This window comes from Helicobacteraceae bacterium, from assembly GCA_031258155.1.
Classification (GTDB): Bacteria; Campylobacterota; Campylobacteria; order Campylobacterales; family SZUA-545; genus JAIRNH01.
Genome location: JAIRNH010000011.1, coordinates 20,008 through 33,249, shown reverse-complemented (window position 1 = coordinate 33,249; position 13,242 = coordinate 20,008). Strand labels below are relative to the sequence as shown.

Annotated in this window: 14 protein-coding genes; 8 read left to right on the top strand and 6 right to left on the bottom strand. The window is 52.7% G+C overall.

What is annotated here, in order from left to right; genetic code table 11:
* Positions 1-169: 169 nt before the first annotated feature.
* Genes LBF86_01585 through LBF86_01570 form a run of 4 tightly spaced genes read left to right on the top strand, consistent with a single transcriptional unit; the run spans position 170 to position 2,877 of the window.
* Positions 170-826: a prepilin-type N-terminal cleavage/methylation domain-containing protein gene (locus LBF86_01585; GenBank protein MDR0664202.1), complete on the top strand. Its 657-nt coding sequence runs from the start codon at positions 170-172 to the stop codon at positions 824-826.
* Positions 810-1,865, top strand: coding sequence for a type II secretion system GspH family protein (locus tag LBF86_01580; protein MDR0664201.1), 1,056 nt, complete (start codon positions 810-812; stop codon positions 1,863-1,865). Before LBF86_01585 ends, LBF86_01580 begins: the two co-directional genes overlap by 17 nt.
* The gene (locus LBF86_01575) at positions 1,862-2,266 is read left to right on the top strand and encodes a hypothetical protein (protein ID MDR0664200.1); all 405 of its coding nucleotides are present in this window, start codon (positions 1,862-1,864) and stop codon (positions 2,264-2,266) included. Before LBF86_01580 ends, LBF86_01575 begins: the two co-directional genes overlap by 4 nt.
* Positions 2,263-2,877, top strand: coding sequence for a prepilin-type N-terminal cleavage/methylation domain-containing protein (locus tag LBF86_01570; protein ID MDR0664199.1), 615 nt, complete (start codon positions 2,263-2,265; stop codon positions 2,875-2,877). The genes LBF86_01575 and LBF86_01570 overlap by 4 nt, the downstream gene beginning before the upstream one ends.
* Positions 2,878-3,240: 363 nt before the next feature.
* On the opposite strand, the gene ccsA is transcribed toward LBF86_01570, so the two are convergent.
* The gene (ccsA, locus tag LBF86_01565) at positions 3,241-6,384 is read right to left on the bottom strand and encodes a cytochrome c biogenesis protein CcsA (GenBank protein ID MDR0664198.1); all 3,144 of its coding nucleotides are present in this window, start codon (positions 6,382-6,384) and stop codon (positions 3,241-3,243) included.
* A 93-nt stretch (positions 6,385-6,477) separates the two neighbouring features.
* On the opposite strand from ccsA, the gene LBF86_01560 reads away from it, so the two are divergent.
* Both LBF86_01560 and LBF86_01555 read left to right on the top strand, forming a co-directional pair.
* On the top strand, positions 6,478-7,296 hold the full coding sequence (locus tag LBF86_01560; GenBank protein MDR0664197.1) for an rRNA pseudouridine synthase: 819 nt from the start codon (positions 6,478-6,480) through the stop codon (positions 7,294-7,296).
* 124 nt (positions 7,297-7,420) lie between these two features.
* Positions 7,421-7,810, top strand: a complete 390-nt coding sequence (locus tag LBF86_01555; protein ID MDR0664196.1) for a secondary thiamine-phosphate synthase enzyme YjbQ — start codon at positions 7,421-7,423, stop codon at positions 7,808-7,810.
* A 157-nt stretch (positions 7,811-7,967) separates the two neighbouring features.
* Here the strand turns inward: LBF86_01555 and LBF86_01550 are convergent, their stop codons facing one another.
* Positions 7,968-8,168, bottom strand: coding sequence for a hypothetical protein (locus LBF86_01550; protein ID MDR0664195.1), 201 nt, complete (start codon positions 8,166-8,168; stop codon positions 7,968-7,970).
* A 594-nt stretch (positions 8,169-8,762) separates the two neighbouring features.
* Between LBF86_01550 and LBF86_01545 the strand changes: the two genes are divergently transcribed.
* Both LBF86_01545 and LBF86_01540 read left to right on the top strand, forming a co-directional pair.
* On the top strand, positions 8,763-9,125 hold the full coding sequence (locus LBF86_01545) for a type II toxin-antitoxin system RelE/ParE family toxin (GenBank protein ID MDR0664194.1): 363 nt from the start codon (positions 8,763-8,765) through the stop codon (positions 9,123-9,125).
* Positions 9,106-9,381, top strand: a complete 276-nt coding sequence (locus LBF86_01540) for a helix-turn-helix transcriptional regulator (GenBank protein MDR0664193.1) — start codon at positions 9,106-9,108, stop codon at positions 9,379-9,381. The genes LBF86_01545 and LBF86_01540 overlap by 20 nt, the downstream gene beginning before the upstream one ends.
* Positions 9,382-9,656: 275 nt before the next feature.
* On the opposite strand, the gene LBF86_01535 is transcribed toward LBF86_01540, so the two are convergent.
* The 4 genes from LBF86_01535 to LBF86_01520 are packed head-to-tail and all read right to left on the bottom strand — an operon-like array spanning position 9,657 to position 13,069.
* A complete protein-coding gene (locus LBF86_01535) occupies positions 9,657-10,115 on the bottom strand; it encodes a 23S rRNA (pseudouridine(1915)-N(3))-methyltransferase RlmH (GenBank protein MDR0664192.1) in 459 nt (152 codons plus the stop codon).
* Entirely contained in the window at positions 10,112-10,954 is an 843-nt protein-coding gene (gene accD, locus LBF86_01530) for an acetyl-CoA carboxylase, carboxyltransferase subunit beta (protein MDR0664191.1), read from the bottom strand. Before accD ends, LBF86_01535 begins: the two co-directional genes overlap by 4 nt.
* Positions 10,951-11,691 (bottom strand): inositol monophosphatase, encoded by a 741-nt coding sequence (locus LBF86_01525; protein ID MDR0664190.1) that lies wholly within the window; start codon positions 11,689-11,691, stop codon positions 10,951-10,953. The genes accD and LBF86_01525 overlap by 4 nt, the downstream gene beginning before the upstream one ends.
* A gap of 1 nt (position 11,692) precedes the next feature.
* The gene (locus tag LBF86_01520) at positions 11,693-13,069 is read right to left on the bottom strand and encodes a glutamate synthase subunit beta (protein ID MDR0664189.1); all 1,377 of its coding nucleotides are present in this window, start codon (positions 13,067-13,069) and stop codon (positions 11,693-11,695) included.
* Positions 13,070-13,242: the final 173 nt, after the last annotated feature.

Sequence of the window (13,242 nt, the reverse complement as noted above, 5' to 3'; positions counted from 1 at the left end):
GTAGATATGGAAAACCGCAGAGATTGCTTCAAACATCCTTGCGGGACGTTGGAGTTCCTGCCGTCCGTCTCGGACGGTTGGGGAGGTCATGGCGAGAGCGACGACGACGATCGCTTTTATGACGATAATTCGACGCGGGATTCATCGCCGGCAAAGCTAGGGAGATAGTATGAGAAACGCTTTTTCTATGATCGAACTGATTGTTACGATCATATTGATAGGGATAATATTCGCGGCGGTTCCCGGACTATTGCTTAAATCTGTTGAGTCCGATATAGCCTCCCTAGAAGGGGAGGCGCTCTATCACGCCGCCGCGAAAATACAGGAGATAATCGCTCAGCCGCACAACAGCCTTCTTAATAGAGACGATTTGAGAGGCAAGCCGCTGGTTATCAACTATGGAGCGGGCATTAACCCGATCTGCCCCCTTGTCGCGGATGGAAGCATTACGGAAACAAGGGGCGTTGCGGAGCTTAAATCTTCCGCGTCGGGTATCGCCTTAAAGCGCGATTCGCTTTGTTATAACGCGAGCGCAACCGATATTATAGGTGGTATAGGTCTAGTAGAGCCGCAATCCGCCATCAACGAATATCACGGCTGGACGCAACGCGATTTTTCGCAAGGTTACAGGCTGGACGTTACGATCACGCCGATTAGTGACAACCACGTAGCTGATTTTGGTAATCCGCCTAATTGGACGAACTGGCCTTCGGCGGGCGCCGCTCCTAGCGATCTATTGCTGATTACCGTTCGCGTCGCGTATGACGACACGGACGAGACGATAGGCGTTTTGCGTTACGCCGCGTCCAATGTTGGAAAGCGTTAACATGAAACGCGCTTTTACTTTAATCGAGCTGATCTTTTCGATTGTCGTTTTGGGCATTTTGGCGATGATAGGCGCCGAAATACTCTCTCGTTTTTTTGAGCGATACGCCGCCGCGCGGGATACGGAACGCGCGCAAAGCGATCTGCGCCGCACGTTAGACATATTGGCGGCTAGACTTAGCTATCGGGTAAAAAACAGCGTGGTCGCGTATGATATAGACACCGACAGCGTAAGTCCAATCTACCAACCCGAGGTAACGCCTACTCCTAGTTGGAGCTGGAATCTTGAGGATTTTGAAGCGCTCCAATGGGTGGGTATAGCCTACGAATCGCAACGCGGCGCGTCGACCGGCGGTTCGATTGTGGAACCAGGCTGGAGCGCGATCGGGCTTCGTTTAACCGGCGCGGACGGCGCGGGCGCCAATCAATTTAGAACGCCGCTTAGCAATTTACGCACTGTCGCTCTAGGGATAGAAACGACGCTGGCGGGAGCAAACCCCTTCGATATCCCGAGTCCGAAAACCGTTTTGATTTTCGCGGGCGGGGATTGGCGCGGCGAAACGCCGGCGGGCAATAGCGCAAGCATGAAACATTTAAGCTGGAACTGGATAAACGGCGGCGCCGGTCATACCAAGTCTAGCTATTTTCAAGTAACTCTCGACGCCGCGTCGGAGACCGATTTTACGATAACGCCCTTATATGACGCTGCTGGCGGCGACTCCGCCGCCTATCACCCGCCCTCTTATAGCGGCGCAAATAACACGCCTAACTATTTTCTGGCGCGATCGGCGTATGCCGTGTGGGTGGATAACGGAGAGTTGAAGATGGCGTATGATTTCCGCCCGTGGAATGACGAAGCCTATGATGATGTGGAGGCAAAAACAGAGGTTTTGCTTGGCAACGTAACCAAGTTTTTGTTTCAAGAATCCGGCGGCGTTTTGCGTTTGAGGTTGTGCGTGCAGGCGAGCGATTGGGCGGCAATGGTGGGACCTGGCGAGGTCAACGAAGTGCAGTTTTGCAGAGAAAGGAGCGTGCTATGAGACGCGGAGGGTTTTCTTTGATCACCGCGATTATGGCGCTGGTGATTATAGCGACGATCGGCATGGCGATTTTGAGCTTATCAACTATGTCTGTCGAACAAAAGACGCAGGCTTTTATGCGCGCGCAAGCCGAGCTATACGCGGGCATGGGTATGGAATACGCGGTAAACGAGCTATTAAGACGGGGGAATACGACCGGCGCCGCCAGCGATTCCAGACCCGATAAGATAGATATAAAAGTCGATCAGTTTGATATTAACGTCACTATCCGTTATGCTGACGGCAGCCTTACCGCGCCTCACAACCCGGAAGCCCTTTATATGCTTATCGATACGGTGGTAACCGGCGAGGTAGAGGGAATGCCGATACGTTATGCCAGAAGGACGGTGCAACTGCCATGAGAAAAGCGTTTACCTTTATCGAACTTGTTATAGTGGTGGTTATCGTGGGGATTTTGACCGCGATCGCGGTCTCCTATTTCTACCGCCCTGATAATTTGATGTTGGCTAAAGAAGAGCTGATTTTACGTTTGCGTTATACGCAACATTTAGCCGTGATGGACGATAAGTTTGAGCCGGACAACGTCTCGTGGAAGTATAAACGTTGGCAGTTTCATTGCAATCTCGCAAATACAAGTTGTTCCGTATTTGCGCCTAGCGCCACAACGGGTTACGCTTCGACGCTTAGCGATTTCGCGCTAGATCCGATGACAAGAAACTATCTTACGGGCGGCTACGGCGCCATTATCGGCGCGACAGACGAGCGCGCTACGCCTGAGTTATCGCTAGGAGCCGCGCGTCAAATACAGAGTATGACCTTGAATAATTGCGGGGGAGTACCCGGCGACAATTTTATGATTTCTTTTGACGAGATTGGCAGGCCTTACGCGTTCGACGGAGGCGTTGCCAAATTGTTGCAAAATACTTGCGAGATTACGCTAACGCATATCGACGGCGAAAGCGCCAAAGTGTGCGTTGAACCTGAAACGGGGCGCGTTCACGACGGCTGTTGAGCTTTAACTCCCGCTTCGCGAAAACGTCATACCCGCGAAGGCGGGTATCCATCTTTTTGATGATCGCTGTTACGGATTCCCGCCTTCCTTCGCGCCTTGCGCTTCTACCCACGCGGGGTGCGCTTCGCGAAAACGTCATACCCGCGAAGGCGGGTATCCATAAACCCGTCTCCCCTCGCTCCCCCGCCCCCTTACGTCATTCCCGCGTAGGCGGGAATCCATTTCCAGATGTTTCGCAGAGACAACAAACAATCGCATTACGTTATTTCTATGGATTCCCGCCTTCCTTCGCGATTACGGGCGGTAAACCGCCCTATCGCTTCGCGCGGGAATGACGAAACGACGTTGACGGCAAGCCCGCTTTTATCTGCTATCAAGCGGAAAACGAATATCGCTTTTTATCGACGAGAAAGCGGTTACGCACGCGAGCGCGAGGACGGTAAAGTAAAACCAATAGGGCGTAACCGCGCCGTCGCCGCCCGCGTAGGAGTGCATGCCAGATAGATAATAATTAACGCCGAAATAGGTCATTAGTATCGACAAAAATCCCCATACGCTCGCCAGCGAAAACGCGAATCTGCTTTTAAGCGCGGGTATAAATCTAAAGTGCAGAATCGCCGCGTAGATCAGCATGCTGACAAGCGTCCACGTCTCTTTAGGATCCCAGCTCCAATAGCGCCCCCACGATTCGTTAGCCCATACCGCGCCGAAAATGTTGCCGATCGACAGCAGCGCCAAGCCGACCATCATAGACATTTCGTTTATGCGCGTAAGCTCCGCGATCGCCTCGTCTATTTTCGTCTTTTTCGGCGCGCGGAAGATAAACAGCGCAAGCGAGATCAGTCCTAGCAGCATAGACAAGCCGAGAAAGCCGTAGCTTGCCGATATGACGCTGACGTGAATCGTCAGCCAGTGCGACTTTAACACGGGCGCGAGCGTGGTAATCTGCGGGTCCATCGCGGCTATATACGCCGTCATTAACGCGAAAGCCGCGATTAACGCCGCCGCCGGAAGCGCGAAAATCGAGCGTCTCGCAAACAGCAAGCCCGCTAACGCCGCCGCCCACGACACATAGACTATCGACTCGTAGCCGTTAGACCAAGGCGCGTGCCCCGAAACATACCAGCGCAAACCCAGCGCGACGGCGTGAAAAACAAACGCCAGCGCGGTCAAACTTATTAGAGCGGCTGAAACGTAGCCCGCCTTGTCTTTCATAAAACTTGGCGCAAGCGATCGTATAAACGCCCAGATCAGAAAAATCAAACCCAACGTCAGGTAGCAAAAAAGCAAAATAAAGAAAGGATCAAGCGAGTTTAACAGCATCTCCGCTTTGATCCTATCGTCGCTTGGTATCACAGCCGCGCCGTAGGTTTCTTGATAGGCTTTAAGCCGATCTAACGCTAAATCGGCGCTATCCCATTCGCCGCTCATTTGCGCGCTCTTGAGCGCCTTTATATACTCGTTATACGTTTGCGCCGTCTCTTTCGCGTCGTCGGGCGAAAGCGGCTCCAACGTCTGCGGCGGCGAAACCCACGCGAAAGCCGGATCGCCTTTTACCGGTATGACGCGCAAAAGATAACCTTCATAGATCATATAAGCGGTATCCACGCGCTGAAGAACTTTAACTAGCTCTTTTTGCAACAGGCTTTTTTGCGAATCTGGCGTGCGATCCGCGACTTTGGTAACCTCGCCTAGTTTATAAACGATCTCGTCGTTTTGATCGTATCCAAAAAAATCAAGGAACGACGCCTCTTTCGCGGACGCTTCCAGCCCTAGCATAGAGCCGAGATCGGGGTGGCTTAAACGTATCATCTTGACCTGTTGCCAGCCTCTTGGCGCGCTTAACATACCTAGAAATACCTGCGTCGCGCTTAGGTCTCCTATGGAGTTTTTGCGCGTCATTTTGCTTAAAGCCTCTCTAGCCAAAGTGTCGATCGGCTTGATTCGCCCGCTTGAATCCTGAACGAGCAACGCTCCGAATCGTTCGGCGTGTTTCGCGTCCACTATGCCCATTATGCGCGTCGAGTTTGTTTCGTCGGCTTTTAGATCGGCGGCGCCGAAAACAAAAAACAGCGCGATTAGACAGGTAGAAAAACTCCGCGCGATTCTGTTTTTTTCAATTTGCGCCGCTAGCGTTCTAAAGCGGCTATGCGGGCTAAAAAACGCGATGAAAAAACCGATTGTAAGCATCGCGTAGCCGATATAGGTTAGCCAAACGCCGGGATCGTTGGAGACGGACAGGAGCGTTCCGCGCTCGTCGCGATCGTAGCTGTGTTGATAAAAGCGAAACTTTTTATAAACAAGGATATTGTTCATATATATGCGGCGCGGCTCTTTCACGCCGCGCTCGTCGTCGATTAGCGTTACTTGGCTTTCGTAAGACGACGCCAAGCTCGACCCCGGATAGCGCTCTATGATAAACCGATCCAGCTTGAGCGAAAAGGGAAGCTCGATCTCTTCAGAGCCGAAAGCGAGCGTGAAATTACGCCCCGCAAGCTCCAATTCGACCGGATAGCCGCTAACGTTAGCGCCGCCGAGCAGCGCCGCCTCTTTGCGGTCGTTCTTGTGCGATACCTCGACGATCACGGCGCTTCCCGCGCTTGGCTCGTTTGGTTTTGCCTCGATTATTTTACGTTCCGCCGCCGCGAGATAATCGCGCAAAACCACGCTTACGCCGTCCATCGCGCTATAACGCGCGTTGCGATCAAACGGATGCGCGGCGTGAGCGCGCAGAACGGTCTGCTCGTCCGCGTCAAGATTTACGCGCAACAGATCGGAATAGGCGCGGATAACTAGCTGATCGTCTTGCGCGTCGATAACAATCGCCGGCTTTTCAAACCCCGGATCTTCGCCAAACGCGATAATAGAGCCGCTAAGCTCGACAGACTCTCCGTAAAACAGCTCGGCAAACGCGGGCGCGCCGTTCGCGTAACTAATCAGAATGGACATATAAGGCTTGCCGCCGGTTTCTAGCGGCACGACGGCTTCTTTCGCGCGCGGATAGTAAGCCTTAGTTTCGATCGTTACGGGCGCGCCGCCTCCGAGATTGGCGTTAAACTCGTCGCCGACGGAGCTAACCGGCGAGAGCGGCAGCCGCCAACTCGCGTTTAATCCGCTACTGGAGATTTTCAGATACGGATCGGCGCTGAAGATGGACGCGCTCGTCTCGCCTTCGCGAATATGCATAAGACCCTCGTAACCGAAATAGCGGGTGATAAACGCGCCGAGCAGGATTATAAAAACGGAGGAGTGCAAGATAAAAACCGTCGTTTTTTCTTTGCGGAGCATACCGAATTTAATCATATTGCCCGCAAGCGACGCGCAGAGCAAAAACAGCGCGGTTTCAAACCACCAATGGTTATATACAAGAGCCCTAGCCGCTTGAGTTCCTAGCTCTGGATCGGCTTCGATAAAAGTAGCCGCCGCGCACGCGAAAGCGATAAGAAAGAGTAAAGCCGCCGCCGCGCGCATAGAAAAGAGAAAGTTGAAAATGCCGTTAAACGTCATAAATCCTACCGCCAACTTGTAATACCGACAGAGTAGCAAAACCAACCTTGATAGCCAGCCGCCGCGATTGGGCGCGGGTAGGTATAATACGGCGTGGCAAACGAGCAAAAGATCGGCGCGAAACGCATCAACAAAGCGATCGCCGAGCGCGGCGGTTATTCGCGGCGCGAGGCGGATAGGTTAATCTTGGAAGGGCGCGTGGCGATCGGAACGCAAAAGGCGGTCGATTTAAGCGCGAGGATCAAAGAGGACGACGAACTTTTTATCGACGGCAAACCGCTAGGGAAAAAAGGCGAGCAATACACCGTTATCGTCTATCACAAACCCAAAGGCGAGCTTGTAACCAGACGCGATCCGCAGGGGCGAAAGACTATTTTTGAGAGTCTGCCCGATCGGTTTGCGCGGTTTATCGCCGTTGGACGGCTCGATTACGCGAGCGAGGGGGCGCTTTTGCTTACCGATAGCGCGGAGATAGCCGCAAAGCTGACGACAAGCGATCTTGAGCGCGTATATAACGTCAAGATAGACGGTTTTGTAACTCCCGCGATTGAAAAGGCGATGAGCGAAGGTTTAAAGCCGATCGGCAACGCGGGCGCTCACCCGTTAAACAGCGACAAGATCGGCGTTTTCGCGCCGTTTGTCAAATGGCGGATCGAGAAAAATCACCCCCGTTTTTCGCGGCTTAAAATCGCGTTAAACGAAGGGAAAAACCGCGAAATACGTCGATTTTTCGCCCATTTTGGGCGCGAAACGCTTGATCTAAAGCGCGTTAGCTTCGGCGAAATCTCGTTGAACGCGTTACCCGTCGGCAAATGGAGGTTTTGCTCGAAAGAGGAGTATCGTTTTTTGCGACGGATAATCGGCGCTAAGGCGCATAATAATAAAATTACCAACAACGCCGCGAGAAAATAAGATCGGTTGAACTATACGCGCGTCAAAAAGCGAAACGGCGTTTTAGCGATCGCGCCAAACGATAAAGTCGTTAGCGCCCGTATTGGTCGGCGAGAGGGCGATTAAACCGCAAAGGAATATAAAAGTGAGCAAATTGGAGATTAAAACCCGTTATAAAACGGAGATGATCGATATAACGGAGAGGATCAACGAAGAGATTATTAAAAGCGGCGTAAACGCTTCGGCTGTTAATATATTCTCGCCGCATAGCACGTGCGGCGTGTTTGTGTGCGAGAACAAAGACCCCAATATCCAACGCGATCTGCTGAAAAAACTTCACGATTTTTTCCCTTCGGACGGGCGTTACGCGCATACCGGAGGCAACGGCGACGCGCATATGAAAGCGGCGTATATGGGTTCTAGCGTGGTTGTTCCGGTCGAAAACGCTCAAATGCTGATCGGTCCCTGGCAGGGCGTATTTTTCGCGGATTTTGACGGACCGCGCGATCGCCAAGCGATTATAACCCTGCTCTAAACGCTTGACCTTTTCTAATCGAACGCCCGCCGCTTAAGTTTCCGCAGGCGCGCGACATGAAACTGCGCGCCAGCGCTTGCGTTTCTTTGCGATCATACGGATTGAAGCATAAGCTGGGCTTTGGGGCGCGAACCGAAGCGCGTCGCGCTCCTTGCGATCATGCGGATTGAAACAAAGCGGCGGCGCTCGCCGCGCTTGCGCTATTACCGGCGGCTTGCGCGCTCTGGCATGTTGCCGCTAACGCTTCATCCGCCGCTTGCCGCGCCGTCTCTGCGGCTTGATTAATCGCCTCGTTAATTTCCTCTACTCTGGGATAGATATTTTGCCAAATATACTTGCACAATTCGTAGAACTTCATTTTTCACGCTCCCGTTGGATAGTCGGGGCTATTGCCGCCCGCTAGATCAAAAAACAGCAGATCGAGCGCGGTTAAGCCCTCGCGTTCTATCTCGTCGTTTTCGGCGCGACAAAAATCCTCAAAAAACGCGCCTTCATATCCGCGCAGGGTCAGGAGGTTGCGTATATGAGCGTCTATGCGCTCTATAAACGACGGCGCGAACTTATCTTTATATCGCCGTTAAGGAGTAACCAGCCTGTCCGCGACAGTTGTCGCGTTAGCTTCTCAGACTCGATTTCGATTTCGCTTCGCGTAACGATAAATAAAGCGCCGCCGCTCGCTTGCGATAAAACGCAAGCGCCCCGTTGCGGCGGATCGGCGTTTGGGGCAAGAAAGATTGTTTGATCGCCGTTCGTAATCGCAATAGGCGCGAAGTTTGCAAGCCTCTCCCCATAGGCGTTTTAAAGCGTTACCTCTCCGTAGCTTGTTAAATTAAACTTAACGGCTCGTTTCATGGCGGCAGTTTGCAATTTTGTGCGCGCGAAAAATAGGGGTCAAAATTATTTTTCGAGATTTTTTGTCCATTATGATGTTATATATGATATAATTTGCGCTATGTATTTGATCGAATACTACAAGAAAGCAAACGGCGCTTGCCCCGTCGCGGAGTTTCTGGACTCTTTAGCGCCAAAGTTCGCGGCGAAGGCTTTGCGCTCGATCGATCTGCTTGAAGAAAAGGGGGCGACGTTGCGCGAACCGCTAGCAAAGCATATCGACGGCGCAATCTGGGAGCTTCGCGTTAAATTCGCAAGCGATATAGCGCGGATTTTTTACTTTGCGGCGGAGGCGAGAAAGTTAGTTTTACTGAACGGTTTTGTCAAGAAGACGCAAAAAACGTCTGCTAATGAAATAGAGCGGGCGAAACGCTATTACGAAGATTATCAAAGGAGAAAACGAGATGACGCACCAAGAGTATAAAACCCGCGCCTTTGCCGCGAATGAAACGCTTAAATCCGAATACGACGCGCTTGAACCCGAATATCAGGTGATGAAAGCGGCGCTCGAAGCGCGAACGACGCGCAATCTGACGCAACGCGAACTTGCGCGGCGCATTGGAACGTCGCAGGCGAATATTAGCAAGCTCGAACAGGGAAAGCTGAACCCGTCGCTTGCGTTTTTGAAAAAGCTCGCCAAAGCGTGCGATATGCGCTTGACGATCGCCGTCGCGCCCTAAAAATCGTCAAGCTTGAACAACGAAGGGGTTCTATCGAGCGGCTTTCTACGATAAACGCGCGGCGTAAAGGCTTTGAGTATTAACTCCTCCAAAAAACGGCTATAACTAACGCCCGCGAAATCGGCGCGGGATTTAACGCCGTCGATTAGCTCCGCGCTTAAACGCCAGCTTGGAAGCCGCTCGCGCGCGGCGTTACTTCGCGTTTGCCTCGAAGGGCGGTCGCGTTTCGCGGGTATGACTAAGAAGGGGCGGGAAGGACGGGGGCGGCGAGCGCGTTATTTGTTATACGGGTGATTCGCGCCGATTGTAAAGGCGCGATAAAGCTGCTCTAGTAAAACGACGCGCGCAAGACTTTGAGAGAAGGTTAGCGGCGAAAGCGAAACGCTTAGATCGCAAGCGTCGCAAAACGAGCGGTTAAGCCCGTAAGCGCCGCCGATATAGAAGCAAAACGAGGGGCGACTCGCGATTAACGCGGCGAATCCAGCCGTATCAAGCGCTTTGCCTTCCGCGCTCAGGGCGATTGAATAGCGCGAGGATTGCGCCGCGAAAGCCCGCGCGTAAGCCTCTTGCGCTTGCGCGACGCCGATCTTCTGCGCCTTTTCAATCGCAACGCTCCATATCGGCGCGACGTTTAGCTTCGCATACGGTTTTATCAGCTTGACATAATGTTCTTGCGCTAATGAAAATAGCTTATCGTCGCTCTTGTTTATATATTTCAGATCGATAGCGATCAACGTTTGAGCGTGAAGCGGAGCAGATCGGCTACGGTTTGTTTGAGATGATCGCGATCTACGATCATATCGATCAGCCCGTATTCCAGCAGAAACTCGGCGCTTTGAAACCCTTCGGGCAGATCGGAGCCGATCGTTTGTTTGATTACCCTAGCGCCCGCAAAGCCCACCATCGCCCCCGGTTCCGCGATGATAATATCCCCCAAGAACGCGAAGCTCGCGCTCACGCCGCCAAAGGTAGGATCGGTCAAAATGGAAATAAAGGGCAGTTTAGCCGCCGCGAGTTTTTTTAGCGAAGCGCTTGTTTTAGCCATTTGCATTAAGCTGAAGGTCGATTCCTGCATTCGCGCGCCGCCGCTGGCGCTAACGATTATCAATCCTTGCCGTTTGGCTATCGCTCGGTTGACGGCGCGGACGATTTTTTCGCCTTCGACGCTACCTAGCGATCCGCCCATAAAATCAAAGTCAAAAACCACGATTTGCGTCGGTATGCCGTTGATCGCGCATTCGCCCGCAATCGCCGCCGATCGCCGCCGCGTTTTTTTGAAGCCCTCTTCCAGTCTTTGCGCGTAGCTTTTCTTGTCGCTGAACGAGAGCGGATCGACCGCCTTTAATTGCGCGTCAAACTCCTCAAAACTATCCGCGTCGGTCAAAAGCTCGATGCGATCTTTCGCGCTAATACGCATGTGTAGTCCGCACTTTGGACATACGTATTGTTTGGCGGCGACCTCTTTGTAATACATAATAGCTTGACATTTCTTGCACTTAATCCAATGAACGGGCGCCTCTTTGGCGTCGGGTCGCTCGCGTCTGACTCGCTTAAAAAAATCGCCAAAACTCATTCTTTGCCCTCGACAAAAATTGACTTTAGCCGCTCAAAAACGGCGAGATCCGCGCTTACGATAATCAATTTTTCACTAACAAAACGATAGACGTCTTCGCATAGATGCAATCCCGCGATTATATCATATTCCCTAGAGCGCCCTATCGCCAGCGTGAAAGAGACGTCGCGCGCGTAGGCGAGAGAGAGCGCGAGCGCGCCCGGACTTCTAAATTTGAAGCCGTTTTTTCTAAGCGTCGCGGCTGTTTTCGGATGCGAATACGCCTTTTCAAAGATCCCCGCGAGCGGCTTTAGGTTTCGCGCGAGCGGCTTTTTTTGGGGCGAGCGCAAATTGCGTCGGTAGCTATCGCTTAGCGATTTAACAAAGCAGTCGCCGTTGGCGAGATTGCATATTATGGAGTGCAGCGGTTTGCCGTCTCGTTTAAGGGACACCGCCGCGCCGTAATACGGGATTCCGGAGGCGAGATTGGCGCTGCCGTCGATCGGATCGATTACGATCTCGTCCGCTCCCTCGCCGAACAAACCTCGCTCTTCCGAATTAACGCGCCCAAAACGGCTTAAACGATCGATAAAAATATCCTCCGCTATCAGATCGATTCGCAAACTCCGATCGCCTCCGTAGCCGATTCCTTCGTCGCCCTCTTTGGCGGGATAAAAGAGCGAGTCGTCGTCGTTTTCGCGTAGTAAAGCCGCGATCTCTTGCATCGCGTCGATTGTCGCGGCTATAAAAGGTTCCATTTCAAGCGGCTAAAAGCGTATGAATAATAGAAAGCGCGGCTCTTTTGCCGTCCGCAGCCGCTTTGACGACTAAGCTCGCGCCGCGCGCCGCGTCGCCGCCGGCATAGACGTTTTTAAGATTTGTGCGTCCGAAGCCGTCCGTTAAGATCGCGCCGTTTTCGGCGAGATTTACGCCCTTTAGCCACGATTTGTTCTGGTGTTCAAATCCCAAAGCCATTATCGTCATATCGGCGAGAATTACTTTCGCGCTTCCTTTAACGACGACGAGTTTGCCGCGAGCGCCGTCGTCGGCAATTTTGGTTTCCTCAAACTCCACGCCGATCGCCGCGCCGTTTTTAACGACAATTTTGCTTGGAGCGCGATTAAAAACAAACTCGCCGCCTTCCTCTTTGGCGTTGATAAACTCTTTCTTGCTGCCGGGCATGCTCTCCTCCGAGCGCCGATATACGCACGTCGCGTTTTGAGCGCCAAGCCTTAACGCGGTTCGGACGCAGTCCATCGCCGTATCGCCGCCGCCGATTACGACGATATTTTTGCCGCGCGCGTCGTAAGGGCTTTTTTTGGAGGGATCGAAAAGCTCGCTCTGAGCCGCGCTAAGAAAATCGATCGCGTTTATTACGCCCTTAGCGTTTTCGTTCTCGATTTTAGCTTTAGCGGGTTGTCGCGCTCCTACGCCCACGAACACCGCGTCGAAATCGCGGAGCAGATCGTCGAATTGTATGTCTTTGCCCGCCTCGACTCCTAGACGAAGTTTTACGCCGGCTTTAGTCAGAAACTCAAAGCGGCGATCGACCGCTTTTTTGTCCAGTTTAAAATTGGGAATGCCAAACGTCAACAAACCGCCCGCCTTGTCGTCTTTTTCAAAAATCTCCGCCGACAAACCGGCGCGCGCCAGAAAGGTAGCCGCCGAGAGCGACGCGGGACCGCTGCCGATAAGCGCGACCCGTTTTTTGCCGGTAACTTTGGGATAGTCGATCATAGCGCCTCGCTCAAATTCGCCTTCGGTAATCGCAGTCTCGATCGCGCCTATGCTTATCGCGCCAAAGTTGTCCGCGCCCAGCGTACAGGCGCCTTCGCAAAGACGATCTTGCGGGCAAATGCGCCCTAGTATTTCGGGGAAAGGCGAATTTTCGTTGCTTAGCCTGAAAGCCGCGCGGCGATCCTGCTCGGCGATCGCTTTGAGCCAATAGGGGATATAGTTGTGAAGCGGGCAGCCGTTTATCGCGCAATACGGATTGCCGCACTGCACGCAACGCTCGGCTTGCGCGCTAGCTTTATCGCCGTCAAAAAGCGCGTAAATCTCTCCAAAGTTCGTTAGCCGTTCAAGGGCGGGGACCTTTTTAGGCGTTACTCTTTCAACTTTGGTAAAGTTTTGCATACAAACGACCTTCCGAGCTCTTAAATGTCCGTGATTTTAGCGCCTACTCTCTTACGCAAGCGCTCGCCGCCTATTAGTAAAGCCGCGCAAAATTTCGGCGGCGCGTATTCGGACAATTCGCCGCTTAAAAACGCGCTTAATCGCGGATCGATAACGCAAAACCCTACTATAAC

Excerpts from the sequence above, each read along its gene's own strand:
- LBF86_01545 (MDR0664194.1), top strand. The coding sequence starts at position 8,763 with ATGTATTTGATCGAATACTACAAGAAAGCAAACGGCGCTTGCCCCGTC.
- LBF86_01575 (MDR0664200.1), top strand. The coding sequence starts at position 1,862 with ATGAGACGCGGAGGGTTTTCTTTGATCACCGCGATTATGGCGCTGGTG.
- LBF86_01525 (MDR0664190.1), bottom strand. The coding sequence starts at position 11,691 with ATGGAACCTTTTATAGCCGCGACAATCGACGCGATGCAAGAGATCGCG.
- LBF86_01540 (MDR0664193.1), top strand. The coding sequence starts at position 9,106 with ATGACGCACCAAGAGTATAAAACCCGCGCCTTTGCCGCGAATGAAACG.
- LBF86_01520 (MDR0664189.1), bottom strand. The coding sequence starts at position 13,069 with ATGCAAAACTTTACCAAAGTTGAAAGAGTAACGCCTAAAAAGGTCCCC.
- LBF86_01585 (MDR0664202.1), top strand. The coding sequence starts at position 170 with ATGAGAAACGCTTTTTCTATGATCGAACTGATTGTTACGATCATATTG.
- LBF86_01570 (MDR0664199.1), top strand. The coding sequence starts at position 2,263 with ATGAGAAAAGCGTTTACCTTTATCGAACTTGTTATAGTGGTGGTTATC.
- LBF86_01550 (MDR0664195.1), bottom strand. The coding sequence starts at position 8,168 with ATGAAGTTCTACGAATTGTGCAAGTATATTTGGCAAAATATCTATCCC.
- LBF86_01580 (MDR0664201.1), top strand. The coding sequence starts at position 810 with ATGTTGGAAAGCGTTAACATGAAACGCGCTTTTACTTTAATCGAGCTG.
- ccsA (MDR0664198.1), bottom strand. The coding sequence starts at position 6,384 with ATGACGTTTAACGGCATTTTCAACTTTCTCTTTTCTATGCGCGCGGCG.
- accD (MDR0664191.1), bottom strand. The coding sequence starts at position 10,954 with ATGAGTTTTGGCGATTTTTTTAAGCGAGTCAGACGCGAGCGACCCGAC.